Raw genomic sequence first — 25,098 nt, 5'->3', positions numbered from 1 at the left:
GTGGTCATGTGTTGCACTGAATTGAGGGCCTGAAATGGCGGACCGTCCGTCCAAGTTCGATACGCTTGCACCTCGTTTGCCCTCGGGCAAAGGGGTCGAAAGCCTGCGCGACGGCCTGACCCCGCCCGACACCATCGCAATCGTTCTCAGCGTTGTCTGGCTGATCGCGGTGGGCGCGTTCTTTTTGCTGGTGGGCCGTCCGGATTCCACCAGTGGTTTTGACAGCCTGCGCTTTGTCATGACGCTGATGGCGATTTTCCTGCCCGTGGCGATGATCTGGGTGGCCGCCGCAGCCAGCCGCACCAGTCGCATCATCCGCGAGGAATCCCGCCGTCTTCAGGCCGCTGTGGACGGGATGCGCCAGACCTATCTGGCCGACCGGCAGGCGCAACTCAACACCGGCAGCGCCGGCCCCTCGACCGCCGCCACGGTGGAGCGCAAGCTGGCCGAGATTGCCCAGTCGGCCAAGAAGACCGAGACCACGCTCGCCACCTTTACCTCATCGCGCCAGCCGAGCAGCCCGCTGCCCCGTCGCCAGACCGGTCCGTCCGAAGAGCAGCCGACGCTGGCGCTCGGCACTCCTGCCGAGGAGATCGGCCCGCCCTTGCCGCACCCCGACATGATCCGGGCGCTGAACTTTCCCGACAACGAGGCCGATACCGAGGGTTTTGCCGCGCTTCGTCGTGCCCTGAAGGACCGCACGGCCCGCCAGTTGATTCAGGCCAGCCAGGATGTTCTGACCCTGCTCAGCCAGGACGGCATCTATATGGACGATCTTCGCCCCGACCGCGCCCGGGCCGAGATCTGGCGCCGCTTTGCCAAGGGCGAGCGTGGTCGTGCCGTCGCGTCCTTGGGCGGTATTCGAGATCGCTCGTCTCTCGCCCTCGCCACCGGCCGGATGCGCGAGGACACGATTTTCCGCGATGCTGCCCACCATTTTCTGCGCCTGTTCGACAGGATGCTGACCGGCTTCGAGGTCGATGCGTCCGACGCCGATCTGGCCGCTCTGTCAGAGACACGAACCGCCCGCGCATTCATGCTTTTGGGCCGGGTGACCGGGACGTTCGACTAGTCCTTGCCGACAGCGCCCGGCGACCGCCGGTCTCGCGTCAGCAGCACGACATCTTCGGACTTGTAGCGCAGCGTCTGCGGCTGGCCATAGTCGAGCGTTTCCGCCAGCCTCAGAGAAGCCGTGTTCTCGGGGCTGATCATGCAGACCGTTTTCGGCGCCGTGAGCGACCGGTCCGCCCAAGCCAGAGCGGAGCCGACGGCTTCCAGTGCCAGCCCTTTGCCCTTTGCGGCCTCGATCATCGTCCAGCCCGCCTCGGGCGTGTCGCCGAAGGGTGGATCGACCGGGCGCAGCATATTGCCCAGCCCGACCGCGCCGATGAAGGCGCCCGTTTGCCGGTTGGTCACCGCCCAATAGCCAAAGCCGAGCAGCGCCCAGTGCCCGACCTGCCCCAAGAGCCGCATCCAGCTTTCCTGTTTGGTCGATGGCGTTCCGAGGATGTATTTCACCACGTAGGGTTCGGCCCACATGGCGTGGAAATCGTTGAAGTCGGCCAGCGTCAGTGACCGAAGGATCGTGCGCTCTGTGGTCAGCGTGGGCGCTGCCGTCAGGCCGGTGCCGGAGGGGCGGGGGACATAGTCAGTCAAGCCGGCGCACCATTGTGGTGGATGAACGGAAGCCGAAAACGTGCCGCATCCAGCCGGTCGACATCTCGCCGATCGCAGCGAAGCCGCGCCGTTCATACAACGCCCGTGCCCGCCCGTTGCTGTCGATGACATCCAGCCGGAGTTCGGAATAGCCTCTGGCGGCGGCCTCTTGGGCAACCGCTTCGAGGAGGCGCGATCCGACCCCTTGGCCCCGCGCTGCCGGATCGACGAAGATCCCGTCCATCAGGAAGCGCGTGTTCTCGACATCCCGCTCCATCGCCGTCAGCAGAAGCACCCGCCAGGCCGCCCCGATCCAGCCGTAGACGGCCGCCATGTCGCTAAAATCGCCGTCGACGAGCGCCCCGTCCATCGTCTTGAATCCCACGACCCCGAGCAGCCGCCCGTCATTCCCCCGCGCACATATGGCATAGTCGGGCGACAGCACCCGGACGATGAAATTCAGCGCCTTGTGCCGTGGGCCGAGCGTCCGTCCCAGTTTCTGGCCGAAGGCGTCCCAATACAGCTCCGCGATGCGGGGCCTTTCGTGCGCTTCGAAACCCGGTGAAATCCTCATGGGCTTATTTGAGGCGGAACAGAGAATAAATCTAGTAAGATTGTAAATATTCCGGTGCGGCGCTAGGACGTTGAGCAGACCTAAAGTGCTGGATTCACGTGTGACCTCTCGATCTTCTCGTTCGCCGTTCTGGCTTGGGTTCAGCGAAAGCCTGCCCTTTGTTTTCGTGGTGACGCCCTTTGCGCTGCTGTTCGGCGTCGTCTCGTCCGAGGCGGGGCTGGATCTGTTGCAGACGTTCATGTTTTCGCTGACCGTCTTTGCGGGCGCGTCGCAGTTTACGGCGCTGCAACTGATGACCGATCAGTTGCCGACCCTGATCGTGATCGTCACGGCGCTGGCGGTAAACCTGCGCATGGCGATGTATTCCGCCGCCCTGACCCCCTATCTGGGCCAGGCCCCGGTGTGGAAGCGGGTGTTCATCGCCTATTTCATCGTCGATCAGAGCTATGCCCTTTCGGCGATCCGCTTTGAAGAGCGGGCCGATTGGGAGTTGTCCGACCGGATCGGATATTTCTTTGGCACGATGGTGCTGATCTATCCGATCTGGATGGCGACGACGGTGGTCGGTGCGCTGCTCGGCACGGCGATCCCGGAGTGGCTGGGCCTCGATTTCGCGGTGCCGCTGTGCTTTCTGGCGATCATCGGTCCGACCCTGCGCACCCCGGCCCATATCGCCGCGGCGGTGACGTCGATCGTGATGGCGCTGCTGCTGTTCTGGTTGCCCTACAGCCTTGGCCTGCTGGTCGCGGCGGTGGCGGCGATGATGGTCGGCGCCCGGGTCGAGCTTTGGCAGGCGGAGGCCCGGACATGATCGCCGACAGCACCGTCTGGATCGTGATTGCGGGGCTGGGGTTGGGGTCGTTCATCCTGCGCTTTTCGGTGATGGGCCTGACCGGTCGCCGCCCGATGCCGCCTTGGCTGCTGCGCCATCTGCGTTATGCGGGTGTGGCGATCCTGCCGGGGCTGGTGGCGCCTCTGGTGCTTGGCTCTGCCTTGCAGGGCGGCCCGCCGGATATCCCTCGCGTAGTCGCGGCTCTGGTCACTCTGACGGTGGGATGGTGGCGCCGCGACGTGCTGTTGAGCATGCTTGCCGGAGGTGTGACGTTCTTTGCCCTGCGCGGGATCGAGGCGCTGCTCTAGCGATCCGAGGCGAGCGACTCCACCTCGGCGGCGATCTCGTCGGCAAAGCTCTGCATGGCGATGTCTTTGTTGTCCGGATCGTATTCGCGATACTCGGTCGTTTCGACGCCGGGCATCTTGGCGAACTGCTTTTGCAGATTGTCCGGGAACAGCGTCGTCCGGAAACCTGCGACGCCGGGCAGCTGGTTCAGGATCGCGGCGATCGAATAGGTGCAGCGCGCCTTGCCCACGGGGCCGGCGGCAAAGGCCAGTTGCAGAGCCGTTTCCGCGGCCTCGGCAGACACCGGCGCAGCCTGTTCGATCACGTAATACGTCGAGCGCGCGTGGTAGGACCGGTAGATGTCGAGTAATGTCGGTGTGATCCCGAAGACCACGTCGTTGCGCTCGGCGATCAGCGGATTTTCAAACGTGCCGGCGGGATCGAAGATCACCCGCTGGCTGGCGTTGATCATCAGCCCCGAATGCGCCCCGTTGTCGGTGCCCACGTTCTTCATGGTGAAGAGCGACAGCGACGGCGGACCGTCGTGCCGGTAGATCGACCGCGAAACCATTTCATCGTCGGCCCAGACCGACGGCGCACCGCAGCCCGCCAGAGTCAGGGGGATACCGGCGAGCACGGCACGCCGGGACAGTTTCGACAGGTCGACCGACATATGGACGATCAGCCGTTGACCAGAGCGATGAAGATCAAGAGCACGATGCTGAAGATCGCGACCCGCGTCGAGATTTTGACGAACCCGTCGAAGGTCTTTTCCTTGTCGGTGATGTCCATGCTGCCATGCTCATACTCTGCCATCGGTCGCTCCTGATGTTCGGTAAATGGTTTTGATGTTCGATTAGCCCAATTCGCGGCGGCTGTCACGCCCTACACGCGGGTCAGGTGGTCGCATCGGTGGGCGTCTCGACGCTCTCCTCGAGCTCTTTGGCCAGTTTGAACCCGATCCGCCGCGGCGCCTCTTGGTCGATGTGCTTGGGCAGCGCCCGAAGCAGGACGTTCAACTGCGTGACGTGCTGAATCAGTTGGGTTTTCGCCCCGGTCGCGTCGCTGCCGTAAAAGGTGACGAGGTCGGGATCGAAATAGCCCATCCCTTCGATCCGGATCACCCCGGCATCGCCGCCGGTAAAGCCCATCGCCACCTCGTGTGCGTTGTCGAGTGCTTTCTCGAAGTTGCGGATATACATGATGATCCGCTCATAGGCGAAGCGTGCCGGGCTCTTGGCACCTGACGACTTCTTGAGCGCCTTTGGCAGCGTCTCTTCGCAGGCGGCTGTCTGGTTCGGATCCGTGTGCACCTCGTGAATGCGGGGCAGGGCGGAGGCCTCGTGCGCTTCTGCGGTGGTTGCGATCATCTCGTCCATCGGCATCCTTTCGGGTTTCGCAATGACAGAATGCGCCAAGCGTGAAGCGGATCGCAACCCGATCGCACGCTCTTCACGCAAAGGTGGCCTAAAGGGCCTGAAACCACCAGGCTCCGTCGTCGCCCAGCCACCGCCGGGCAAGCCCTGTCTGGTGCAGGTGATTGAGGTTGCCCACGGCTTCCACCAGAGCGAGCCCGTATTCCCCGGCCATGATCTCGCGCTGATAGAGCGCGTCAAAGCAATCGCCCGCCCGTTTCGGCGTGCCGAGGCTGTCGAGCAGCCGATCCAGCCCCTCCTGAGTGCCGCTCGCCATCTGGCTGAGCCGCCGCGGCAGCCCGGTGTAGGGCAGTTTGTGCCCCGGAAGGACGAGCTGATCTTCGCGGGCATACGGAGCCAGCGCGGCGCAGGCGTTCAGCCAGTCGGCCACAGGATCGGCGTCCGGCTCTGTAGCGTAGACCCCCAGATTGGCGCTGATCTTGGGCAGCAGTTGGTCGCCGCCGATGACGAGGTTGTCCTCCCGGCTCCAGAACGTCGCGTGTTCGGGGGCGTGGCCGTGGCCCATCCGGATATCCCAGTCGCGCCCGCCCATGCGGATGACCCCGCCGTCGATCAAACGGGTGTAGCCCAGCGGCAGAGGCACCACGATGTCGGCATAATTGAACGGCCGTTCGGTCGTCCGTTGCTTGAGAACCGCCGGGTCCATGCCTGCCCGGCGATAGAATTGCAGCGTTTCGGCATTGGGCACGGGCTGCTCGTCGAAGGTCATCATCCGGGTCATCAGCCAGCCGGTGCGCGGCATCGCGAGCGTCGCCCCCTGCACCATGAACCATGCCGCCAGCCCGACGTGATCGGGGTGGTGATGCGTCACCACGACCCGTCCGACAGGCTTGCCCGCCAGAGGCCCGTCGAGCGCGCTTTGCCAGATCGCCTTGGATTTGGAGGTGGCAAAGCCGGTGTCGATGATCGTCCAGCTGTCGCCGTCGTCGAGCGCATAGCAATTGACGTGGTTCAGCGCCATCGGCAGGGGCTGTTGCAGCCAGAGAACGCCGGGGGCGACCTCGGCGGCGGCCCCGGGTTCGGGCTGAGTGCCAAGGGGGTAGTGGATCGGCGCGGCGTCGGTGGGGGCTAGGCTATCGGGCATTGCGTGGATGTGATCTCGCCAATTTCTCGTTGCCGCGCTTGTAGTTGCCGGTCAGCCGCGCCATCAGTTGTTGTTGATCGTCCGGGGTGAGATCGTCTATTTCGCTCAGAAATTCAATGGCCTTGTCCCCGCGCAATCGGGTTGCGCGGGTGCCGTGGTGCGTGATCGCGACTTCGCCCTGCCGATTTGTCCGCCAGTCGAAGCCGAGGTCGCTCATGCGGCCAGATCGTCGGGGCTGATCTCCATGAGCCCTTCGGCCCCTTCGCGCACATGCGCCAGCAGCGCCCGGTGCTCGGGCAGCAACCGCCGGATGTAGAAATTCGCCAGCGCCCGCCGCTTGGGATCGGCCAGCGCCGCCGCCAGATGGGCCTGCGCCCCCAGCACCAGCGCAAAGGCCCGCAGGTAGGGCACCGCACCGGCGTTACGGTCGTCGGGCGTGTCGCATGTCACCAGCCATTCGGTCGTCTCCAGCAGGCTTTCGGCGGCATCCCAGACCAGACGGGCAAGCTCGGGTTCGCGGGCCTTGGCGGCCTCTGCGTCGTCGCAGATCTCTTCGAGAAGCTGATAGGTCGCCTCGCCGCCGTCGCTGAGCTTGCGTCCGACGAGGTCCATCGCCTGAATGCCGTTGGTGCCTTCGTAGATCGCGGTGACGCGCACGTCGCGGTAGTATTGGGCGGCGCCGGTTTCCTCGATATAGCCCATGCCGCCGTGGACCTGAACGCCGAGCGAGGACACCTCCATCCCGGTGTCGGTCCCGAAGGCCTTGCTGATCGGCGTCAGCAGGGCGGCGCGGGCCTTCCACGCCGGATCGCCGGTCGCGGTTGCCATGTCGATCGCCACGGCGCAAGAGAGCGCGATCGACCGCGCCGCGAAGGTCTGTGCCCGCATCGTCGCCAGCATCCGCCGCACGTCTGCGTGCTCGATGATCGTCCCGGTACCACCGGCCCGCCCCTGCTTGCGCTCGGTCGCGTAGGCCATGGCGTGCTGTGTCGCCCCTTCGGCGGTGCCGATCCCCTGAATGCCGACCCCGAGCCGGGCGTTGTTCATCATCGTGAACATCGCCGCCATTCCGCCGTGCTCGTGCCCGACGAGCCAACCCTTGGCCCCTTCGTAGGACATCACCGCGGTGGGAGAGCCGTGCAGCCCCATCTTGTGTTCGAGGCTGAGCACCCGCAGGGAGTTGTGATCGCCCAGCGTCCCGTCTTCGTTGGGGATGATCTTGGGCACCATGAACAGGCTTATCCCCTTGGTGCCCGGAACTCCGTCCGGCAGCCGGGCCAGCACGAGGTGGCAGACGTTCTCGGAGAAGTCGTTGTCGCCCCATGAAATATAGATTTTCTGGCCGGTGATTGCGTAGGTCCCGTCGCCGTTCGGCTCTGCCTTGGACTGGAGCGCGCCCACGTCGCTGCCCGCCTGCGGCTCTGTCAGGTTCATGGTGCCGCACCATTCCCCGGAGATCAGCTTGGGCAGGTAGAGCGCCTTGATCTCGTCCGAGGCGTGGTGTTCCAACGCTTCGATCTGGCCCTGGCTCATCAGTGGATTGAGTTGCAGCGACAGGCAGGCGCCCGACATCATGTCGTTGACCGCCATCGCCAGGGTGATCGGCAGGCCCATGCCGCCGTGATCGGGGCTGGCGCTCATTCCGACCCAGCCGCCTTCGGCGATGGCCGCGTAGCCCGCGTCAAATCCCGGCGAGGTCCGCACGACACCGTTCTCGAGCCGGGCGGGATGGGTATCCCCGGCGCGTTGCAGCGGCGCCAGAATGTCGTCGCACATCCGCGCGGCCTCTGTCAGGATCGCGTCGACCATATCGGGCGTGGCCTCGGAAAAGCGTTCGGTTTCAGCGACTTTGTCAAACCCGGCGACATGGCTCAGGATCAGGCGGATGTCGGTGACGGGGGATTGATAAGGCATGTCATTCTCCGGACGCGGTGCTGCGGCTTGGCAACGAGGAGCAAGGCCGCTATGTCAGCGGCTCTGCGCGGCTCAAGGTAAGGGTCCGCCTTTTCGTCGCAACTGAAACGCCACGTCATGAGATATATGACCACAGAGACGTTAACGCCAGATCACAAAGGCTTTTTGCGGGCTGCCCAATTTCTGGGCAGCGGGGCGTGCGTCGCGTTTCCGACCGAGACGGTCTACGGGTTGGGCGCGGATGCCCGGGACGACCGCGCCGTGGCGGGGATATTCGAGGCGAAGGGCCGCCCCAGTTTCAACCCGCTGATCGTGCATGTGCCGGGGCAGGCCGAAGCCGAGGCTCTGGCCGATTTCAGCCCCGAGGCCCGCCGGCTGGCTGCGGCGTTCTGGCCCGGTCCGCTGACCATCGTGGTGCCCCGAAAGCCGGACAGCGGGCTGTCGGATCTGGTCTCTGCAGGATTGCCGAGCGTCGCGCTGCGCGTCCCGCAACACCCTGTCGCACAAGGGCTTTTGCGGACCTTTGGTGGCCCGATTGCGGCGCCGTCGGCCAATCCGTCTGGCCGGGTGAGCCCGACGGAGGCGGGGCATGTTCTGGCCGGATTGCGGGGCCGGATCGCGGCGGTGGTTGATGGCGGTGCCTGCCCAGTGGGGCTGGAGTCGACCATCGTGGATTGCACGGCCGCGCCTGTCCTGCTGCGGGCCGGGGGAGTATCGCAAGAGGAGCTGGAAGCCTGTCTGGGGGCGCCGCTCGGCCAGCCGCAGGCGACGACCGAGCGCCCGGTCGCGCCGGGGCAGCTGGCCTCGCATTATGCGCCCGAGGGCACGGTGCGCCTCAATGTGCTCGACCCGCAAAAAGATGAGGTTTTTCTGGGGTTTGGCCCGGTTGGCGGGGCGCTGAACCTGTCGCCGGACGGCGATCTGATCGAAGCGGCGGCGAACCTGTTTGCCTGTCTTCACAAGCTCGACCAGATGGGTGCCGAGCGGATCGCGGTGGCCCCTGTCCCGGAGGAGGGGCTGGGCCGGGCGATCAATGACCGGCTGCGGCGGGCCGCTGCGCCACGGGTCTGAGTCGTCCGCCACCGCAAAATCGTTAACACCCCCATATCCGCGAAAACGCGGTGCGGTATCACGTCGGTATGGCGTCGGTATCCGGTCGGTGTCGTTTTCGGCAATTTGCCGAACGGCGAAGGGTTAACTGCCGGGACGGTGGGCGAGGCCGGTGTTCACCTGCCCGGGATCACTGGTTCTGATTCTCGCGCTCGATGTAGCTGCGCATTTCCTCGGCTTCGCGGCGTGCGTCGCGTAGCCCGTCCATCGCGGCGCGCAGCTCGGCTTCGGTCTGGCTGAGCTGATTTGTGATCTCGGCTTCGCGCTGTTGCAGATAGGTGATCGCCTGATCGCGGGTCTCTTCGGCCTCGTGCAGCGCCTGAGCCATTCGGTCGAGCTCACCGACCTCGGCCTTGGTCACCCGGGTGAAGCGGTTGATCAGCCAGCTGGCGAACCACCCCAGCGAGAAGGCCACGAACAGGATGACGGCGGTGGCGATGATGAACTCTGTTCTGTTCACGGGGCGTCCTTTGGGCTGGCGCGATGGCGGCGCGGTCTTGGGTCAGTTTGCGGTTTCGGTTTCGGTGTCGGCGGTATCGTCGGCGGTGGTCTCGTCGGTCGTCTCGGTATCAGTATCGGTGCCGGTCTCGGCTTCGGCCTGTGCGGCCTCGGCTTCGATCTGTTCGAGGGCGGTGAGTTCCTCGGGCGTCGGCTCCGGCTCGATCAGGATGAATTCGATCCGCCGGTTGGCTTCACGCCCTTCTTCGGTGCCGTTGTCTGCGATGGGGTTCTCTTCGCCGTAGCCGACCGCGGTGAAGCTGCCGACGGGCACCCGCCGCGCCCGCAGAGCGTCGAGCACCGCGTCGGCCCGCGATTGGCTGAGTTCGAGGTTCATCTGGTCGCGACCCTGACTGTCGGTGTAGCCGGCGATCTCGATCTGCCGGTTCGGGCATTCGATCAGGATCTCTGCGATTTCGTCGACCAGCTGCTGCCCCTGCACCGTGATCTGCGTCGACCCCGGATCGAAGGTGATCTTGCGATCCACGGTGAGCGAGGTGATCGCGGCGGTGCATTCATCCGGCGTGGGCAGCGACGCGATTGGATCGAGTTCTTCGAGATAGGTCACGTCGACGGTGAAATCGGCCGATTGCCCGAGCTTGTCGATCATCAGCCGCGAGATCTCGGCTCCGGCCTCGCTGTTGCCGGTGTTGCCACGGACCGTCACGTCGTCGGGCGTGACCACGACGGAACCGTTCGACAGCAGCCCGAGCGCCTCGACACCGGCGAGCATCCGCACCGACCAGCCCGTCGGCAATTCGTCGGATATCCGGGTGCCCATCGTGACCGATTGCCGCCCGAACCGCGCCATGGCGTAGTTTTCCAGCGTCATGTTCATCAGGTCGTCCGCGACCAACCCGCGCAGCTGCACCGAGCCTTCGGGCGACAGCGTGGCGGTGAAGGTCAGGGGCCCGTCGGGCCGTTCGACCGGCGGTTCCGGCAGCACCGCTTCGAGCGCGAAGACCTCGGGCATGGCGTTGGCCAGTTCCCCGATCACCTGATCGAAGAGCGCCTGATCCGTGCCTTCCGGCGCGACCAGCGCCACGTCGACATCGGCAAAGGTGACCGTGCCGCCGCCGAGGTCGCTGACAGCCTCGATCGCCATGACGACCGCGTCGCCCCAGCTCCGCGTCGGCACGCCGAGCCCCAGGGTGCAGGAGACCCGCCCTTCGGCCCCGGCGTCGATGGCCGCGGCGATGATCGCCCGCTGCGCCTCTTCGGTGTCGGCGGCGCAGGCGTCGAACCGCGCCCCGTCGCCGTCGAGCGTAAACCGCGTGGTGAAAGGCGTGATCACCGGCCGCGGGGCCGAGACCGACAGCCCGAGCCGCACGCCGTTGGGCGCAAGCCGCGCCAATTGCGTTTCGAGCTGTTGTTTCTGTGCCGCGCTGTCCGAGATCGCCGTGACCTCGACCCGCCCGGCGCCGACCGAGATCTTGGACCGCGGCAACCGCCCCAGCACGTTCAGCGCGTAGTCCAGCGCGATGTTCCAGCCTGCTGGCACCGGGTAGTCGGCGGTTTCGAGCAGGTCCGTCACCGCCGAATCGCCTGCGATGGTGGCGATCCGGTTGTTCAGATCGTCCCGGTCCGTCGTTGCCGGGATCAGCCCGATCAGCGACACGCCGCTGTCGTTGCGCAGGATTTCGATGGCAAAGGTGGGTGGCTCCAGCGATTGCGTGTCGACCACGCTCATGTTGTCGATCACCCGGCTGGCGTCGACGACGCTTCCGGCCACCGACATCGCCCGGAACCGGATCGCTTCGCTTGGCGCTTCGCCTTCGATGACGATCTGCAGCCCGTCTCCGATCACGCTGGCCCAGCTGTGTCCGTTGTCGGCCAGCTCTTCCTGCACCGCGATGACCGACCGGCCCTCGACGACTGCGACGGTGGCCTTTGCGGCAAAGACCGAACACACTCCGGCCACGACAAAGGCGAGCACCGGGATCATGATCGAGGACAATCGCATTGTTTGGATCGGTTCCTTGGTATGGTGGTTCTGTCTAGGCCGGGTGGCCCGGGTGTTCAATCAAAGGAAGGCGGCGACGGCGAAAAACAGCACAGGCAGCAGTCCGGCATTCCGGTTTGAACGGAACAGCCGCAGGAGTCCGTCGCTGTCGTCCGCATCGAATCGCGCCAGTTGCAGCATCATATGCATCCCCAGCGCCCAAGGCCCGCCGATCCCGATCACAAGCGCGAGTAGTCCCGCGTCCTTGGCCGCAAACAGCACCGCCACCCCCATCAGCCCGACCGAGATCATCAGGAACCGTCGCAGCCACGGCACCGTGTTCTCTCCGAACAGCCGCGCCGTGGATTTCACTCCGATCAGTGCGTCGTCTTCGGTATCCTGATGCGCGTAGATCGTGTCGTAGAACAGCGTCCAGGCGATCCCGGAGGCATAGAGCAGGATCGCGGGTGAGCCGAGCGTGCCGCTGTGTGCCGTCCAGGCCAGCAGCGCCCCCCAGTTGAACGCCACCCCGAGGAAGACCTGCGGCCACCATGTGAACCGTTTGGCAAAGGGATAGACGGCGACGGGCAGAAGCGCCGCGATCCCCAGTGCGATGGCCGCCCCGTTGAACGTCAGCAGGATGCAGAAGGCCAGCAGCGCCTGCGCCACCATCCAGATCACCGCCCCGCGCACGCTGACCTGCCCCGAGGGAATCGGCCGCGACCGTGTTCGCGCGACGCTGCCGTCGATGTGCCGGTCGGTGATGTCGTTCCATGTGCAGCCCGCCCCGCGCATCAGGAAGGCCCCGATGGCGCAGCCCAGCCCGATCCAGAGGTCGCCGGCCCGGAAGCTGTCGGTCTGCACGATCGCCAGCGTCAGCCCCCACCAGCACGGCAGCAGCAGCAGCCACGTCCCGATCGGCCTGTCCGCCCGGCTGAGCCGAAGGTAGGGCCGGGTGGCCGCGGGCGCGACTGTGTCGACCCAGTTTCCTGCGACCGCATCTGCGACGGAATCGGTAGCGGTCTGGTCTGGCGTCTGGTTCAAGCCGGTCATATGGTCTGCCTCATGGCGTCCAAGGTTCGACTTTATCTAGAGCATTCACTGGGTCAGGGGCAAATGGTTCCCCTGAGCCAGCCGCAAGCCCATTATCTGTTCGGCGTCATGCGTTTGGCCGAGGGCGCCATGCTGTCGGTGTTCGACGGCCAGAACGGTGAGTGGGACGCCCGCGTCGTCGAGGCGAACAAGCGCCGGGGCATGCTGGAATGCGTCGAGCAGACCAAGCCCCAGACCGGCCCGCCGGACCTGTGGCTGATGTTTGCCCCGATCAAGAAGGCCCGCACCGATTTCATCGTGGAAAAGGCCGTCGAGATGGGCGTGGCCCGCATCCTGCCGGTGCTGACCGACTTTACCAATGCCGAGCGCGTCCGCGTCGACCGTCTGCAGGCCCATGCCGTCGAGGCCGCAGAACAATGCGGTGCGGTCTATGTCCCCGAAGTGGCCGAGCCGCAGAAGCTGGCCAAGGTTCTGGATCGCTGGGATTCGTTTCGTCAGATCATGATGGGCGACGAGGCACAGGCGGGCCGCTTTGCCCCGCTGACCGGATCGGTCGGCCCTTGGGCTGTGCTGATCGGCCCCGAGGGCGGCTTTTCTCCGGCCGAGCGCGACCGTCTGGCCGGGTTGGACTATGTTCAGCGCGTGGCCCTCGGCCCCCGTATCCTGCGGGCCGATACCGCCGCCATCGCCGCGCTGACCCTGTGGCAGACGACCTATGGAGACTGGCGATGAGTGGGGCCATGCGCCGGGCCACCGAGGCCGACCGCGCGGCATTGCTCGACTATCTGGAGCCGCGCGCGCCGACCTCGATGTTTCTGCTGTCAAACCTTGCCGACTATGGCTTTGACCGCGCCCATCGCAATGCGATGCGCTATTGGATCGCGGAGGAGGGCAGTGCCGTCACGGGCGTCGTCGGCCTGACCGAAGCCGGCACCTTGATGCCGCAGCTTCCCCCCGATCTGATCGAAGCGGCAGCAAAGGCGGTCGACGGCGAGACCATTGGCCTGTTGCTCGGTCCGACCGAGCAGGTGACCCCGCTGCGGGCCGCCATTGGCCTTGCCGGGGCCAAGACCCAGATGGTCGACGACGAGCCGCAACTGGTGCTCGACATGGCCGATCTGAAGATCCCCGACACCCCGGGCCATCTGCAGAAGCTGGAAACCGCGCCGCGCGACATGTTGATCGAATGGCGTGTGGGCTATGAGATCGAAGCTCTCAAGACCGATCCGGCCAAGGCCGAGGAGATCGGCACCCGCGATATCGACAATTGGATCGAGCGCGACAGTCACCGCGTCTTGATCGTCGACGGTGCCCCGGTGTCGATGACGGGCTTCAATTCGATGCTGCCGGATATCGTGCAGGTCGGCGGCGTCTGGACCCCGCACGCCCTGCGCCGCCGGGGCTATGCCAGCCGCGCCGTGGCCCTGCATCTGGAAGAGATGCGCAAGTCCGGCGTCGGCCGCGCCACCCTGTTTGCCGCCAGCGAGGATGCCGCCCGCGTCTATATGAATTTGGGATTTCGCCTGATCGGTCGCTATACCATTTGTCTGTTTGCCGAGCCGGAGCGGGCCGATGTCTGAGTTCCTTCGCCCCGAAGCCCGCGCGGCGCTGTGGCGCTGGCGCGAGGTGGGCTTTGCCGCTTTGGTTCTTGCTACCGGGTTGCGCTGGGGGCTTGCGTCCTTTGGGGCGTTGCAGATCGTCGGTTGGGCCTTGGCCGTTGTCGGGGCGGGGCTGGGCGTGGTGGCGCTCCGCCGCCTGCGCTTTTCCCAAGGCGGTGGCGGCCCCGGCGTCGTCCAGATCAACGAGCGCCGCTTGGCCTATTTCGGCCCGCTGTCGGGCGGCGTCATGGATATGGACGACCTCATCCGTCTGGAGCTGGACGGCACGGCTCGTCCCGCCCATTGGCGCCTGACCGGGCAGGGCGAGCATCTGGCTATTCCCGTCAATGCCGAGGGTGCCGATGCATTGTTCGACGTGTTTGCCAGCCTGCCGGGGCTGCGCACCGACCGGATGCTGGAAACTCTTGGCAAAAAGCCGGAGACTGTCGTGCTGATCTGGCAGGCCCGCGCCCCGGACACCCTGCGTCTGCATTAGCAATGTGCACCTGCGCACGGCCTCGTGTGTTTTGTGGCGATTGACAACGCCGCCGCTTCACGACAGGTCTGACCCCTAACCTGCGATCAGATGGAGCACCCCAGATGTCTATTCCCCAGTCCGGCGGTGGCCTGATCGAACATCATTCCCAACTGGCCGAGTTTCTGGCCAAGGGCTGCAAGCCGAAATCCGAATGGAAGATCGGCACCGAGCACGAGAAGTTCGGCTATTGCAAGGACACCCATCTGCCGCTCCCCTATGACGGCCCCCGCTCGATTCTGGCGATGCTCGAGGGATTGCGCGACCGTTTCGGCTGGTCCGAGGTGCGCGAGGCCGACAAGCTGATCGGTCTCAAGAAGGACGGTGCCAATATCTCGCTGGAGCCCGGTGGCCAGTTGGAGCTGTCCGGTGCGCCGCTCGACAGCATTCACCAGACCTGCGACGAGGTGAACCACCATCTCGACGAGGTGAAGGCCGTGGCCGACGGCATCGGTGCCGGCTTTATCGGCCTTGGTGCCGCCCCGGTCTGGACCCACGAGCAGATGCCGCTGATGCCCAAGGGCCGCTACAAGCTGATGGACAGCTATATGGGCCGTGTCGGCACCCACGGCACCCAGATGATGCGCCGCACCTGCACCGTTCAGGTGAACCTCGATTTCGCCTCCGAGGCCGACATGGTCCTCAAGATGCGCACAGCCGTCGCCTTGCAGCCGGTGGCCAATGCCCTGTTCGGCAACTCTCCGTTCTTCGAGGGCGAGCCCAATGGTCACAAGTCGTGGCGCGGCCGCGTCTGGCGCGATCTGGATGCCGCCCGCACCGGCACCGTCCCGTTCATCTTCGAGGATGGATTCGGCTTCGAGGCTTGGGCCGAGTGGGTCTTGGACGTGCCGATGTATTTCGTCTATCGCGACGGCAAGTATGTCGATGCGCTGGGCATGTCGTTTCGGGATTTCCTGCGCGGCGAATTGCCCGCCCTGCCGGGGGAAAAGCCGACTCTCAGCGACTGGGCCGATCACCTGACCACAGTGTTCCCCGAGGCCCGCGTCAAGCAATACATCGAGATGCGCGGCGCCGATGGCGGCCCATGGCGCCGCCTTTGTGCCTTGCCCGCGTTCTGGGTGGGTATGATGTACGACCAGACCGCTCTGGAGGCCGCTTGGGATCTGGCCAAGGGCTGGGACGCCGAGACCCGCGAGGCGTGGCGCGTCGCTGCGACCGTGGACGGGATGCAGGCCGAGGTCGGCGGCCTCAAGATGCGCGATCTCGCCCGCGAATGCGTCGCCATCTCCGAGGCCGGTCTGAAGGCCCGCGCCCGCCCCGGTGCCGGTGGCCTGATCCCCGACGAGACCCATTTCCTGAATGCCCTGAAGGAAACCGTCGAAACCGGGAAGGCCCCGGCCGACGAGTTGCTGGACGCCTACAACGGCAAATGGGCGGGAGATCTGGACCGGATCTACGATGAGTACAGCTACTGATCGGCGGCCGGCCTTCATCTCGGCAGGCACGTAATACGACTAGCCGACGATTGGCCATCCGCGGCTGAGGCTTTGCCTCACTTTCGCCATTCGGCGCGGTCGGTATGCCCGCGTGATTGCGGAGGGTTTTTCGATGTTTGCCGGTTTACTACTGATTCTGGGGCTTCTTGTTGTCTATCCGCTGGTCCGAGGCTTCACCCGTGCGAAACTGGCGGATATGCGGCGGACCCGGCGCCTGTATGACGAGGCCCGGGCGGCGGCGATGGCGACCCTGAAACAGGGTGACTTCGACCTTCCGACCTGGAAATCCGATCTGCATCAGGTCAGCGCATTCCTGAAGACGCTCAGGCAGGAATTGGCGACCAAGGGCATTTCCGCCGTGGAGCTGGATCAGATCGCCGACGACGGCTTTTTCAAGGGGGGTGCCTTGACGGCGGCCGCGGCCTTCGAGGCGCGCGGGTTCTCGTTTGCGGGACAGATCGTCGGCACATCCGATTTCATGGAATGGGCCATGCAAAAGGGGCTCGGCCGTCAGATCGTCAAGAACAGAATGATGGCCGACACCTAAGCGACGGGCGGGATGACCGTGCTCCCTGTTCGCTTCTTTTGGCTCCAAATACGGTCTTGGCTTTCAACACACGCCGTCCTGCGGTCCGGGCGCGGGCTCAGCCCTTCTGCCCGATCTTGGGTTCGGTTCCGGCCCGCAGCCGCGCGATGTTGGCGCTGTGCCTGACATAGATCAGCACGGCCAATGCCATCGTCAGCACGATCACCTCTCCCGGTCCGAGGAACATCGCCCAAACCGGGGTGAACCCGGCCGCCAGAAGCGCGGCCATCGACGACCACCGCGTCACCGCCGCCACCGCTGCCCATGTGGCACAGGCCGCCAGACCGAGCGGAAACGACAGCGCCAGCACGATCCCGAGGAACGTCGCGACCCCCTTGCCGCCCTTGAACCGCAGCCAGACCGGGTAGCAATGCCCCAGAAACGCCGCCAGCGCGGCGACCTGTGCGGCGTCTTCGCCCACCATCGCCCGCGCGATCAACACGGCCACGGCCCCTTTGCCGCCGTCGAGCACGAGCGTGGCGAAAGCCGCCCCCTTGTTGCCTGTCCGCAGCACGTTGGTGGCCCCGATGTTTCCCGACCCGATCTTGCGCACGTCGCCCATGCCCAAGGCCCGGGTGATCAGCACCCCGAACGGCACCGACCCCAGCAGGTAGCCGAGCACCGCCCAGAGCGCGAGAACGGCAAAGCCGTGTTCGATGGCAGGGATCATGTCGTCACCTCGTCAACGCGGTTCCCCGCGACCCATGTGCCGCGCACCCGGCCTTGCAGCCGCGCCCCGTCGAACGGGGTGTTGCGCGATTTCGATTTCAGTGTGCTCCGGTCGAGCAGGAAGGGCGCGTCGGGATCGAAGAGCACCAGATCGGCGGGTGCCCCGACCCGCAGCGTGCCGCAGGCGAGCCCAAGTCGCTGCGCCGGATTGAACGACATCGCCCGGAACAGCTGCACGAGGTCCATCTGTCCGGCGTGATAGAGCCGCAGCGCCGCGGGCAGGAGTGTCTCCAACCCGACCGCGCCGCTGGCGGCCTCTTCGAAGGGCAGCCGTTTGCTTTCCTCGTCCTGCGGCGTGTGCATCGAACAGATGATGTCGATCAGCCCCGACGCCACCGCCTCGACCACGGCGAGCCTGTCGTCTTCGGCTCTGAGCGGCGGTTTCAGTTTGAAGAAGGTCCGGTACTCGGCGACGTCGAGTTCGTTCAGCGTCAGGTGATGGATGTTCACCCCGGCGGTGATGTTCAGCCCGTTGCGCTTGGCCCGCTCCAGCGCCGGCAGCGCGCGGGCGGTGGTCACCTGATCGGCGTGATAGGCGGCCCCGGTCATCTCGATCAGCGCGATGTCCCGGTCGAGCGCCATCCGTTCGGCCATTGGCGACACCCCCGGCAGCCCCCGCAGCGAGGCGAACTTGCCCGAAGTCACGCAGGCCCCGGCCGAAAGCCCCGGCTCTTGGATATGCGCGATCACCAGCGCGTCGAGGCTGCGTGCGTAGGTCAGCGCCCGGCTGAAGATCTTGGTGTCTGTCACCACCCGGTCGCAATCGGTGAAGGCCACCGCCCCGGCGTCCTTGAGAAAGCCGATCTCGGTCATCTCGCGACCGTCCCGCCCCTTGGTCAGTGCCGCCATCGGCAGCACGTTGACCGGGCTGTCGAGCGCAGCCCGTCTGGCGACGAATTCGAGCACCTCGGGCGTGTCGATCGCGGGCGTGGTGTCGGGCCGGGTGACGATGGTCGTGACCCCGCCTGCCGCTGCGGCGCGTCCGGCCGAGCGGAAGCTTTCCTTGTGCCGTTCGCCCGGTTCCGAAACCTTGACCCCGATATCGACGATCCCCGGTGCGAGGCAGAGCCCGCGGCAGTCGATCCGCTCGGCCCCCGGCAGGTCGCCCGCGTCCTCGTCCGGGCCGAGCCGCCGCAAGATCGCGCCGTTCTGGACGATCAGCCCGCCGACGCTCTCGCCGCCTTCGGGATCGATCAGGCGGGCGTTGTGAAACAGGATCGTGGTCATATGGCCCCCGGCGTTCAGGTGCCCTGTCCTAACCCGCAGCGCCAGAGGCGTCCAGCGGCCAAAATGTGCGTCGGGCGGTTCCGATCCCGCCCCGGCGGCAATGCCGGCGGGGGCCGCGCCGGCCCTCCGGCCCGATCAGTCCTTGCCCCGCGCCTCTCGCAACAGCCGGTAGACCTGCCGGGCGTCGCTGATCCGTTCGAACCCGACCGGGCTTCGATAGGTGCCGCTTGTCGTTCTGCCGTTGCGCCGTCTTGTATAGGTCGTTTGCTTTTCCGCGAAGTGGACGCTGCCCGGATCGTTGTCGGTAAGCGTCGTCGCCGTCATCTCCGAAAATCCGTAGCGGTTCAGCTTGCGGTTGCCCAGAACCTGCGTGGCGATGTAGGCCGCCTTGTTGGTGAGCGTGTAGTAGGTCCGGTGCCGTTGGTAGGCAGACCAGAAGTGCCGCCCGATCACCATGTTCAGCCCGATCCCGACAAAGATCAGCCCGAACAGCGGGAAGAATTTGAAGATCACAGGGGCGTTGCCGATGTCCTGCGTCATGTCGGCCGTCATGCTCACCCAGAACATGGCAAAGCCGGTGAAAAACAGCCCGAAAACCGTCTGCACGTCGATCAGCGCCGACCAGTCGATCCCGCCCACCGGCTGCCCTTGCCAGAGGATCGTTTCGTCGTCGTCGAGGATGCCTTCCCAGCCCGGAGTGCTCATGCTGCTGTCCTTTTCGGATTGTGGGTGAGGCTCATTGGTCCGCTGGCCTTGCCCTTGATTGTGCGCAGCGCCTTGGCGGCGGCTTCGGCCTCTGTTGCCGTCAGTCCGCCAAAGCCGATGGCGTGCCTTTTGCGCTCTTTCAGCCCGTTGCCGTTCCGGTCCGCAGTCTCGATCCAGCTGCTGAAGGCGACGGAGCCGCCCTTGGCTGTGATGTCTGCCTTGCGATCGACCGGGTAGCGCAGCAGTTCTGTCCGCCAGACCCCCCGCAGGATGATCGCGTGGCTGGAGCTGACCCCGAACCGGGTGTGCGTCAGCGCCGCCCGCCCGAGCCACGGGTAGAAGACCAGGAACACCACGCTCAGCAGCCCCGAGAGGCCCAGAAACGTGCCCATGATGCCCCAGCTTCCGGCCATTTCCGCCCGGTTGACCCATGCCATCAGCGCAAAGAACGCAAAGCAGACCGCCATCACCCAGCCAGCGGCCTTGATGGTCCTGACCGACGGCGTGGCCCGCCCTGTCGCGTCGGGCCGGCCCTGCCAGAGCAGGGTTTCGTCGGGGTGGAGATATTTGGTCAGGTCGAGCCGGTCGGCCATGTAAATCACTTTGAGACGCAAATCATTTTGCGGGCACGCTTTCTTGGCGCGGCCCGTCACGCAACGGGGTAATGCCTGCGATCTTGAGCGGGCGGCAGGGCGAGGTCAAGTCGGGCAAGCCTGACCTCTGGCGGCGCTGTCGCGCTAGATCGGGTCTCCGTCCAGCAGGGGGCTCATCGATTCGGGGGGCGCGACCTCCAGCACGCCGAGCGCGTCGAGCCCGCCGAGGATGGCGTCGATCGCGATGGTCGCCAGCACGATCCCCATGACCCGGCTGATCACGCTGGCCCCGGTGTTTCCGATGACCCTGTGCACCACGCTGGCCGCCAGCAGGAGCAGCAGCGTCAGGAACAGGACGACGACGAGCATCGCGGCGGTGATCGCCTGATCGGCCAGCGATTCGGTGTGGTTGTCGGTCAGCACGACGATCGCCAGCATCGCCCCCGGCGAGGCAATCGACGGCATCGCCAGCGGGAACACCGCCCCGGCGAGGTGATCCCGGTTGGCTTCTTCGATCTCGCGCTCAGGCTTTGAATCGCCAAAGATCATCGTCATCGCAAAGAGGAACAACACGATCCCGCCCGCGATCTGAAACGAACCGAGCCGCAGCCCGAGCGTTTCAAGCAGGTATTGCCCGGCCACGAGGAAGGCCAGCAGCACGACCGTTGCAATCGCCACCGCCCGCATGGCGAAGTTCCGGTGCAGCCGTTGCGGCACCGATTGCACGGCGAACAGGTAGACCGGAATCGTTCCGACCGGATCGATCACCACGATCAGGGTCACGAATTCGCGGATGAGTGCTGTCCAGTCGAGGGTCAAGTGCCGTCTCCGATCCCGTTTGAGTGCCCTGAAAGGCGCTGTTTCATATCGCCGGCTGGGAGCCGCGACAATGGCCCGCGCCGGTGTTTGCACCGCTCTCCATCACATTGCCGTTGGCGCAAGGGCGTAGAATGCCTTTGCCTCGCGATGCTGGCCGTGGATCGCCCGACCCGCCCGCAATTCGGGCGGTTTGGGCATGGTCCGCCTATCCGGCGATCACCACCATCACCGCCACCAGCGCAAAGCACACCAGAAGCGCCACCATGGCGATCCGGCCGCTCATCCGCGGGTCTTTCGGGTCTTGGCTCATGCCATGACCTCGCGGGCTGCGGCCTCTTGCCCGCGCTTGGCCCGGAGGTTCCGCGCCAACAGGTCCATCGCGGCCATCCGCACGGCGACGCCCATTTCGACCTGCGTCTGGATCACCGACCGGTTGATGTCGTCTGCGATGGTGCCGTCGATCTCGACGCCCCGGTTCATCGGCCCGGGATGCATCACGATGGCGTCGTCCTTGGCGTAGCTCAGCTTCTCGGCGTCGAGCCCGTAGCGGTGGTAATACTCCCGCTCGGAGGGGATGAACCCACCGTCCATCCGTTCCTTTTGCAGCCGGAGCATCATCACCACGTCCGCCCCTTCGAGCCCCTTTTCCATGTCGTCAAAGACTTCGCAGCCGAAATCGGCGATCCCTGACGGCATGAGTGTGGGTGGTGCGATCAGCCGGATCCGGTTTTCCATCTTGCCCAAGAGCATGATGTTGGACCGTGCGACCCGGCTGTGCGCGATGTCGCCGCAGATCGCTACGGTGAGCCGGTGCAGCCGCCCTTTCTCACGCCGGATGGTCAGAGCGTCCAAGAGTGCTTGCGTGGGGTGTTCGTGCCGCCCGTCGCCGGCGTTGAGCACGGTGCAATTGACCTTTTGTGCCAGCAGATCGACCGCCCCCGACTGCGGGTGCCGCACGACCAGAATGTCGGGCCGCATGGCGTTGAGCGTGAGCGCGGTGTCGATCAGCGTTTCGCCCTTCTTGATCGAGCTGGCCTGCATCGCCATCGACATGACGTCCGCCCCCAGCCGTTTGCCCGCCAGTTCGAAGCTCGCCTGCGTCCGCGTTGAGTTTTCGAAGAACATGTTGATCTGCGTCATCCCTTCGAGCACGTCCCGATGCGCGATCCCGCGCCGGTTTTCGTCGGCGTAGCGGTCGGCCAGATCGAGCAGGGTCGTGATCTCTGTGGGGTGCAGCGGTTCGATCCCCAAGAGGTGCATGGCGCGGTAGGGCATGAGGTGTCCTTGGGTTCGGGTTGGCTGGTGGAACGGGTTCGTTCGGTTATAGGAAGCTGCCGCCCGGCGGGCAAGGCGGCGCCGGGTCGTGGCGTGGTCTTGGGCCGCTGATTTTGCGGGCTGCCGCCGGTTTTCGCACCGCGGTGCCGGTCGGTCTGCGCCGTCCCGGCCGATTTCGCCCTGCACTGTCGCCGCGCCCTCTGCCCATTCCCGATGTTGCGCGGTAGACTGTTCCTCATGGAATCGGAGACAGACCCCTACAGCCTGCGGGCGCTGTTGCAGTGGCAGATCGACTGTGGAGCGGATGAGGCCATCCTCGACGCCCCGGTCGACCGCTATGCCTTGGAGGCCAAGCCCCCGCCACCGGTGCCTGCGATGCCCGGTGCGGCGGAGGCTGTTCCCGAGAGTCCGGTTTCTGCTGCTGGCCCTGATCCGGTGGCCGAGGCCCGCCTGATGGCCGATGCTGCGCAGGATCTGCCGGCCCTCGCGGCGGCGATTGCGGCATTTCCGCATTGTGAGCTGCAGAAGGGCGCCCGTTCCATGGTCTTTGCCGACGGTCAGGCCGAGGCCCGTCTGATGATCGTCGGCGAGGCTCCGGGCCGCGAGGAGGACCGCATCGGCCGCCCGTTCGTCGGGCAGGCCGGTCAGCTTCTGGACCGGATGCTCGCCGCCATCGGCATGGCGCGCGACGCCGCCCGCCCGGAGGATGCCGTCTATATCACCAACGTCCTGCCGTGGCGCCCACCGGGCAACCGCACCCCGGAGCCTGCCGAAATCGCGATGATGCTGCCGTTTCTGGAGCGCCACGTCGCGCTGGCCAAGCCCGACATCCTCGTGCTGATGGGCAACACCCCCTGTCAGGCCATTCTGGGCCGCACCGGCATCACCCGCATCCGCGGCCAATGGACCGAGGCTCTCGGCATCCCCGTCCTGCCGATGTTTCACCCCGCCTACCTGCTGCGCCAGCCGCTGGCCAAGCGCGAGGCTTGGGCTGATCTGCTGGCCCTGAAATCCCGCCTGATGACTGGAGCCTCGACATGACCGACGCCGACGAGCCGCGCGCCTTTGTTCCCGTTCGGATTGCGGTGCTGACGGTCAGCGACACCCGCACCGAAAACGACGACCGTTCCGGCGATACGCTTGTCGAGCGGTTGCAGGCGGCCGGCCATATCCTTGCCAGCCGTGCCATCATTCAGGACGACCGGGCCGCCATCGCCGCCGCCCTGCGCAATTGGTGCGCCGACCCGGAGGTCGACGTTGTGATCTCGACCGGAGGCACCGGCCTGACCGGCCGCGACGTGACCGTCGAGGCGCACCGCGATGTCTATGAGAAGGAAATCGACGCCTTCGGCACGGTGTTCACCCATGTCAGCATGGCCAAGATCGGCACCAGCGCAGTGCAGAGCCGGGCGACCGGCGGCGTGGCGGAGGGCACCTATCTGTTCGCGCTGCCCGGCAGCCCCTCGGCCTGCCGCGATGCCTGGGATGAAATTTTGGTCAAACAGCTGGATTACCGGCACAAGCCCTGCAATTTCGTGGAAATAATGCCGCGTCTCGACGAGCATTTGCGGCGAAAATGATCGTTCGTTCGAAAAAAGTCAGATATTTTTGACGGAAATGCGTGGTTCTTGCGTATCACCATTGGATGGCCAAGAATTCCAGCCTTTGCTTGGTGACGATCCGTCACTGTAACCTTCGGGATTTGCACAATGAGTTTCGTTCGACGCATTCTGACCGGCGTATTCCTGATGTCCTTGACGCTGGGCCTTCTGGCCTATGCGGGCAGCCTCGTGTTCGGCGCTGTTCAGGCCCGGATGAACGCCGAGCCGCGCAGCTTTCCCCAGCGCGAGACGGTGATCGCGGTCAATGTGGCGACGGTGGAGCCGCAGCGGATTTCGCCGGTTCTCAACGTGTTTGGCGAGGTGCAGTCCCGCCGCACGGTGGATCTTCGCGCCGCGGTGGGCGGCACGGTGATCGCGGTCGGCGAGAACTTTGTCGAAGGCGGTCGCGTGACCCAGGGCGAGATGCTGTTGCAGATCGACCCGGCGGATGCCGAATCCGCTCTCGCCCGTGTCGAGGCCGATTTGCAGGATGCTCTGGCCGCGGAGCGTGATGCCGAGCGCGCCTTGCAACTGGCCCGCGACGAGCTGTCCGCCTCGGAGGCGCAGGCCGCCTTGCGTGCAACCGCATTGCAGCGTCAGCGCGATTTGCAGTCGCGCGGGATCGGCACGGCCCCCGAGATCGAGGCCGCGGAGCTGGCCGCCTCGACCGCCGAGCAGACGGTGCTGTCCCGCCGTCAGGCCGTCACGCAGGCAGAGGCCCAGATCGATCAGGCCGCGACCCGCACCGCCCGCGTCCGCATCGATCTGGCCGAAGCGCAGCGCACCTTGGACGGCACGACCATCCTGGCCGCGTTCGACGGCACCCTGACCGCCGTGGGCGTGGCCGAAGGCGGGCGCGTCACCGGCAACGAGCAGGTCGCCCAGTTGATCGACCCCTCGGCGCTGGAGGTGTCGTTCCGCGTGTCGACCGCCCAGTATTCCAGCCTGATCGGCCCCGATGGCCGCCTGCAGGGTCTGCCCGTTGCCGTCAATCTGGATGTCGCCGGTGTCGATCTGACCGCGAGCGGCCAGATTTCGCGTGACAGTGCGACGGTGGGCGAGGGCCAGACCGGTCGCCTGATCTTTGCCTCGATCACCGATGCCCCCGGCTTTCGGCCGGGCGATTTCGTGACCGTCGCCGTCGAGCAGCCGCCGATGGACGGGGTGGCCCTGATCCCTGCGACGGCGCTGGCCTCTGATATGACCGTGCTGGTCGTGGGCGAGGGCGAGCGTTTGCGCAGCGCCGAGGTCGAGCTGATCGCCCGCCAAGGCGACGACGTGCTGATCCGCGCCCCCGATCTTGCGGGCGCGCAGGTGGTCGCCGCTCGCACGCCGCTGTTGGGGGCCGGTATCCGGGTCCGCCCGATTTCCCCCGCCGATCTGGCCGCATCGGCCCGAGGCGAACCACCCCCGCCGCCGGCGATGATCGCGCTGGACGATGATCGCCGCGCCCGCCTCGTCGCTTTTGTCGAGGGCAATTCCCGGATGCCCGCCGAGGCCAAATCCCGCATCCTGAGCCAGCTCGAGCAGCCCGAGGTGCCCGCCGAGATCGTCGAGAACATCGAAAGCCGGATGGGGAGCTGACC

At 65.7% G+C, this 25,098-nt stretch carries 29 protein-coding genes; 12 read left to right on the top strand and 17 right to left on the bottom strand.

Annotated elements, in window-relative coordinates; all coding sequences use genetic code 11:
- Positions 1-34: 34 nt before the first annotated feature.
- Positions 35-1,072, top strand: a complete 1,038-nt coding sequence (locus LOM8899_RS04800; protein ID WP_245820428.1) for a hypothetical protein — start codon at positions 35-37, stop codon at positions 1,070-1,072.
- On the opposite strand, the gene LOM8899_RS04795 is transcribed toward LOM8899_RS04800, so the two are convergent.
- Together LOM8899_RS04795 and LOM8899_RS04790 are read right to left on the bottom strand one after the other, a co-directional pair.
- A complete protein-coding gene (locus LOM8899_RS04795) occupies positions 1,069-1,656 on the bottom strand; it encodes a GNAT family N-acetyltransferase (protein WP_211096159.1) in 588 nt (195 codons plus the stop codon). The two genes, LOM8899_RS04800 and LOM8899_RS04795, sit on opposite strands and share 4 nt — an antisense overlap.
- Entirely contained in the window at positions 1,649-2,230 is a 582-nt protein-coding gene (locus tag LOM8899_RS04790) for a GNAT family N-acetyltransferase (RefSeq protein WP_093990970.1), read from the bottom strand. Before LOM8899_RS04790 ends, LOM8899_RS04795 begins: the two co-directional genes overlap by 8 nt.
- A 100-nt stretch (positions 2,231-2,330) precedes the next feature.
- Between LOM8899_RS04790 and LOM8899_RS04785 the strand changes: the two genes are divergently transcribed.
- Both LOM8899_RS04785 and LOM8899_RS04780 read left to right on the top strand, forming a co-directional pair.
- On the top strand, positions 2,331-3,041 hold the full coding sequence (locus LOM8899_RS04785; RefSeq protein ID WP_093991422.1) for an AzlC family ABC transporter permease: 711 nt from the start codon (positions 2,331-2,333) through the stop codon (positions 3,039-3,041).
- A complete protein-coding gene (locus LOM8899_RS04780) occupies positions 3,038-3,370 on the top strand; it encodes an AzlD domain-containing protein (protein WP_093990969.1) in 333 nt (110 codons plus the stop codon). The genes LOM8899_RS04785 and LOM8899_RS04780 overlap by 4 nt, the downstream gene beginning before the upstream one ends.
- On the opposite strand, the gene LOM8899_RS04775 is transcribed toward LOM8899_RS04780, so the two are convergent.
- The 6 genes from LOM8899_RS04775 to LOM8899_RS04750 all read right to left on the bottom strand — a co-directional run bounded on the left by LOM8899_RS04775 (position 3,367) and on the right by LOM8899_RS04750 (position 7,784).
- Positions 3,367-4,023 carry a hypothetical protein gene (locus LOM8899_RS04775; RefSeq protein ID WP_093990968.1) on the bottom strand — a complete coding sequence of 219 codons (657 nt, stop codon included), beginning with the start codon at positions 4,021-4,023 and terminating at the stop codon, positions 3,367-3,369. The two genes, LOM8899_RS04780 and LOM8899_RS04775, sit on opposite strands and share 4 nt — an antisense overlap.
- Positions 4,024-4,031: 8 nt before the next feature.
- On the bottom strand, positions 4,032-4,166 hold the full coding sequence (locus LOM8899_RS04770; protein ID WP_093990967.1) for an aa3-type cytochrome c oxidase subunit IV: 135 nt from the start codon (positions 4,164-4,166) through the stop codon (positions 4,032-4,034).
- An 80-nt stretch (positions 4,167-4,246) separates the two neighbouring features.
- Entirely contained in the window at positions 4,247-4,729 is a 483-nt protein-coding gene (locus LOM8899_RS04765; RefSeq protein WP_093991421.1) for a DUF6173 family protein, read from the bottom strand.
- A gap of 88 nt (positions 4,730-4,817) precedes the next feature.
- Positions 4,818-5,870 carry an MBL fold metallo-hydrolase gene (locus tag LOM8899_RS04760; protein ID WP_093990966.1) on the bottom strand — a complete coding sequence of 351 codons (1,053 nt, stop codon included), beginning with the start codon at positions 5,868-5,870 and terminating at the stop codon, positions 4,818-4,820.
- Complete coding sequence (locus tag LOM8899_RS04755; protein ID WP_093990965.1) at positions 5,860-6,087, bottom strand: hypothetical protein; 228 nt, start codon at positions 6,085-6,087, stop codon at positions 5,860-5,862. Before LOM8899_RS04755 ends, LOM8899_RS04760 begins: the two co-directional genes overlap by 11 nt.
- Complete coding sequence (locus LOM8899_RS04750; protein WP_093990964.1) at positions 6,084-7,784, bottom strand: acyl-CoA dehydrogenase family protein; 1,701 nt, start codon at positions 7,782-7,784, stop codon at positions 6,084-6,086. Before LOM8899_RS04750 ends, LOM8899_RS04755 begins: the two co-directional genes overlap by 4 nt.
- Positions 7,785-7,910: 126 nt before the next feature.
- On the opposite strand from LOM8899_RS04750, the gene LOM8899_RS04745 reads away from it, so the two are divergent.
- The gene (locus LOM8899_RS04745) at positions 7,911-8,855 is read left to right on the top strand and encodes an L-threonylcarbamoyladenylate synthase (RefSeq protein WP_093990963.1); all 945 of its coding nucleotides are present in this window, start codon (positions 7,911-7,913) and stop codon (positions 8,853-8,855) included.
- A gap of 169 nt (positions 8,856-9,024) precedes the next feature.
- Here the strand turns inward: LOM8899_RS04745 and LOM8899_RS04740 are convergent, their stop codons facing one another.
- The 3 genes from LOM8899_RS04740 to ubiA are packed head-to-tail and all read right to left on the bottom strand — an operon-like array spanning position 9,025 to position 12,387.
- Positions 9,025-9,354 carry a hypothetical protein gene (locus tag LOM8899_RS04740; RefSeq protein WP_093990962.1) on the bottom strand — a complete coding sequence of 110 codons (330 nt, stop codon included), beginning with the start codon at positions 9,352-9,354 and terminating at the stop codon, positions 9,025-9,027.
- Between the two features lie 42 nt (positions 9,355-9,396).
- Positions 9,397-11,355, bottom strand: a complete 1,959-nt coding sequence (locus tag LOM8899_RS04735) for an OmpA family protein (RefSeq protein WP_093991420.1) — start codon at positions 11,353-11,355, stop codon at positions 9,397-9,399.
- A gap of 60 nt (positions 11,356-11,415) precedes the next feature.
- Complete coding sequence (ubiA, locus tag LOM8899_RS04730) at positions 11,416-12,387, bottom strand: 4-hydroxybenzoate octaprenyltransferase (RefSeq protein ID WP_093990961.1); 972 nt, start codon at positions 12,385-12,387, stop codon at positions 11,416-11,418.
- A 12-nt stretch (positions 12,388-12,399) separates the two neighbouring features.
- Between ubiA and LOM8899_RS04725 the strand changes: the two genes are divergently transcribed.
- The 5 genes from LOM8899_RS04725 (at position 12,400) to LOM8899_RS04705 (ending at position 16,524) form a co-directional block, all read left to right on the top strand.
- The gene (locus LOM8899_RS04725) at positions 12,400-13,119 is read left to right on the top strand and encodes a 16S rRNA (uracil(1498)-N(3))-methyltransferase (protein WP_093991419.1); all 720 of its coding nucleotides are present in this window, start codon (positions 12,400-12,402) and stop codon (positions 13,117-13,119) included.
- The gene (locus LOM8899_RS04720) at positions 13,116-13,967 is read left to right on the top strand and encodes a GNAT family N-acetyltransferase (RefSeq protein ID WP_133064976.1); all 852 of its coding nucleotides are present in this window, start codon (positions 13,116-13,118) and stop codon (positions 13,965-13,967) included. Before LOM8899_RS04725 ends, LOM8899_RS04720 begins: the two co-directional genes overlap by 4 nt.
- Complete coding sequence (locus LOM8899_RS04715) at positions 13,960-14,481, top strand: hypothetical protein (protein WP_093990959.1); 522 nt, start codon at positions 13,960-13,962, stop codon at positions 14,479-14,481. Before LOM8899_RS04720 ends, LOM8899_RS04715 begins: the two co-directional genes overlap by 8 nt.
- 104 nt (positions 14,482-14,585) lie before the next feature.
- Positions 14,586-15,956 (top strand): glutamate--cysteine ligase, encoded by a 1,371-nt coding sequence (locus LOM8899_RS04710; RefSeq protein ID WP_093990958.1) that lies wholly within the window; start codon positions 14,586-14,588, stop codon positions 15,954-15,956.
- 133 nt (positions 15,957-16,089) lie between these two features.
- Complete coding sequence (locus LOM8899_RS04705) at positions 16,090-16,524, top strand: hypothetical protein (protein WP_133064975.1); 435 nt, start codon at positions 16,090-16,092, stop codon at positions 16,522-16,524.
- 97 nt (positions 16,525-16,621) lie between these two features.
- On the opposite strand, the gene plsY is transcribed toward LOM8899_RS04705, so the two are convergent.
- From plsY to LOM8899_RS04675, 6 genes are all read right to left on the bottom strand, one after another.
- Positions 16,622-17,230 carry a glycerol-3-phosphate 1-O-acyltransferase PlsY gene (plsY, locus tag LOM8899_RS04700; protein WP_093991418.1) on the bottom strand — a complete coding sequence of 203 codons (609 nt, stop codon included), beginning with the start codon at positions 17,228-17,230 and terminating at the stop codon, positions 16,622-16,624.
- Positions 17,230-18,519, bottom strand: coding sequence for a dihydroorotase (gene pyrC / locus LOM8899_RS04695; RefSeq protein WP_093990956.1), 1,290 nt, complete (start codon positions 18,517-18,519; stop codon positions 17,230-17,232). Before pyrC ends, plsY begins: the two co-directional genes overlap by 1 nt.
- A gap of 135 nt (positions 18,520-18,654) precedes the next feature.
- A complete protein-coding gene (locus LOM8899_RS04690; protein WP_093990955.1) occupies positions 18,655-19,224 on the bottom strand; it encodes a hypothetical protein in 570 nt (189 codons plus the stop codon).
- Positions 19,221-19,817: a hypothetical protein gene (locus tag LOM8899_RS04685; protein WP_093990954.1), complete on the bottom strand. Its 597-nt coding sequence runs from the start codon at positions 19,815-19,817 to the stop codon at positions 19,221-19,223. Before LOM8899_RS04685 ends, LOM8899_RS04690 begins: the two co-directional genes overlap by 4 nt.
- A 144-nt stretch (positions 19,818-19,961) precedes the next feature.
- Complete coding sequence (locus LOM8899_RS04680) at positions 19,962-20,636, bottom strand: MarC family protein (RefSeq protein WP_093990953.1); 675 nt, start codon at positions 20,634-20,636, stop codon at positions 19,962-19,964.
- Between the two features lie 306 nt (positions 20,637-20,942).
- The gene (locus LOM8899_RS04675; RefSeq protein WP_093990952.1) at positions 20,943-21,911 is read right to left on the bottom strand and encodes an aspartate carbamoyltransferase catalytic subunit; all 969 of its coding nucleotides are present in this window, start codon (positions 21,909-21,911) and stop codon (positions 20,943-20,945) included.
- Positions 21,912-22,148: 237 nt separating this feature from the next.
- Between LOM8899_RS04675 and LOM8899_RS04670 the strand changes: the two genes are divergently transcribed.
- The 3 genes from LOM8899_RS04670 to LOM8899_RS04660 all read left to right on the top strand — a co-directional run bounded on the left by LOM8899_RS04670 (position 22,149) and on the right by LOM8899_RS04660 (position 25,096).
- Positions 22,149-22,952 (top strand): uracil-DNA glycosylase, encoded by an 804-nt coding sequence (locus tag LOM8899_RS04670; RefSeq protein ID WP_093990951.1) that lies wholly within the window; start codon positions 22,149-22,151, stop codon positions 22,950-22,952.
- Entirely contained in the window at positions 22,949-23,491 is a 543-nt protein-coding gene (moaB, locus tag LOM8899_RS04665) for a molybdenum cofactor biosynthesis protein B (RefSeq protein WP_093990950.1), read from the top strand. Before LOM8899_RS04670 ends, moaB begins: the two co-directional genes overlap by 4 nt.
- A 129-nt stretch (positions 23,492-23,620) precedes the next feature.
- On the top strand, positions 23,621-25,096 hold the full coding sequence (locus LOM8899_RS04660; protein ID WP_093990949.1) for an efflux RND transporter periplasmic adaptor subunit: 1,476 nt from the start codon (positions 23,621-23,623) through the stop codon (positions 25,094-25,096).
- Positions 25,097-25,098: the final 2 nt, after the last annotated feature.

The organism is Flavimaricola marinus (genome assembly GCF_900184895.1).
GTDB lineage: Bacteria > Pseudomonadota > Alphaproteobacteria > Rhodobacterales > Rhodobacteraceae > Flavimaricola > Flavimaricola marinus.
Note: the sequence above shows the minus strand (reverse complement) of the source record. Positions and strands in the feature narration are given on the sequence as shown.

Coding starts and splice junctions, on each gene's coding strand:
- LOM8899_RS04800 (WP_245820428.1), top strand. CDS start 35: ATGGCGGACCGTCCGTCCAAGTTCGATACGCTTGCACCTCGTTTGCCC.
- LOM8899_RS04790 (WP_093990970.1), bottom strand. CDS start 2,230: ATGAGGATTTCACCGGGTTTCGAAGCGCACGAAAGGCCCCGCATCGCG.
- LOM8899_RS04780 (WP_093990969.1), top strand. CDS start 3,038: ATGATCGCCGACAGCACCGTCTGGATCGTGATTGCGGGGCTGGGGTTG.
- LOM8899_RS04775 (WP_093990968.1), bottom strand. CDS start 4,023: ATGTCGGTCGACCTGTCGAAACTGTCCCGGCGTGCCGTGCTCGCCGGT.
- LOM8899_RS04770 (WP_093990967.1), bottom strand. CDS start 4,166: ATGGCAGAGTATGAGCATGGCAGCATGGACATCACCGACAAGGAAAAG.
- LOM8899_RS04765 (WP_093991421.1), bottom strand. CDS start 4,729: ATGGACGAGATGATCGCAACCACCGCAGAAGCGCACGAGGCCTCCGCC.
- LOM8899_RS04760 (WP_093990966.1), bottom strand. CDS start 5,870: ATGCCCGATAGCCTAGCCCCCACCGACGCCGCGCCGATCCACTACCCC.
- LOM8899_RS04755 (WP_093990965.1), bottom strand. CDS start 6,087: ATGAGCGACCTCGGCTTCGACTGGCGGACAAATCGGCAGGGCGAAGTC.
- LOM8899_RS04750 (WP_093990964.1), bottom strand. CDS start 7,784: ATGCCTTATCAATCCCCCGTCACCGACATCCGCCTGATCCTGAGCCAT.
- LOM8899_RS04745 (WP_093990963.1), top strand. CDS start 7,911: ATGACCACAGAGACGTTAACGCCAGATCACAAAGGCTTTTTGCGGGCT.
- LOM8899_RS04735 (WP_093991420.1), bottom strand. CDS start 11,355: ATGCGATTGTCCTCGATCATGATCCCGGTGCTCGCCTTTGTCGTGGCC.
- ubiA (WP_093990961.1), bottom strand. CDS start 12,387: ATGACCGGCTTGAACCAGACGCCAGACCAGACCGCTACCGATTCCGTC.
- LOM8899_RS04725 (WP_093991419.1), top strand. CDS start 12,400: ATGGCGTCCAAGGTTCGACTTTATCTAGAGCATTCACTGGGTCAGGGG.
- LOM8899_RS04720 (WP_133064976.1), top strand. CDS start 13,116: ATGAGTGGGGCCATGCGCCGGGCCACCGAGGCCGACCGCGCGGCATTG.
- LOM8899_RS04715 (WP_093990959.1), top strand. CDS start 13,960: ATGTCTGAGTTCCTTCGCCCCGAAGCCCGCGCGGCGCTGTGGCGCTGG.
- LOM8899_RS04710 (WP_093990958.1), top strand. CDS start 14,586: ATGTCTATTCCCCAGTCCGGCGGTGGCCTGATCGAACATCATTCCCAA.
- LOM8899_RS04705 (WP_133064975.1), top strand. CDS start 16,090: ATGTTTGCCGGTTTACTACTGATTCTGGGGCTTCTTGTTGTCTATCCG.
- pyrC (WP_093990956.1), bottom strand. CDS start 18,519: ATGACCACGATCCTGTTTCACAACGCCCGCCTGATCGATCCCGAAGGC.
- LOM8899_RS04690 (WP_093990955.1), bottom strand. CDS start 19,224: ATGAGCACTCCGGGCTGGGAAGGCATCCTCGACGACGACGAAACGATC.
- LOM8899_RS04685 (WP_093990954.1), bottom strand. CDS start 19,817: ATGGCCGACCGGCTCGACCTGACCAAATATCTCCACCCCGACGAAACC.
- LOM8899_RS04675 (WP_093990952.1), bottom strand. CDS start 21,911: ATGCCCTACCGCGCCATGCACCTCTTGGGGATCGAACCGCTGCACCCC.
- LOM8899_RS04670 (WP_093990951.1), top strand. CDS start 22,149: ATGGAATCGGAGACAGACCCCTACAGCCTGCGGGCGCTGTTGCAGTGG.
- moaB (WP_093990950.1), top strand. CDS start 22,949: ATGACCGACGCCGACGAGCCGCGCGCCTTTGTTCCCGTTCGGATTGCG.
- LOM8899_RS04660 (WP_093990949.1), top strand. CDS start 23,621: ATGAGTTTCGTTCGACGCATTCTGACCGGCGTATTCCTGATGTCCTTG.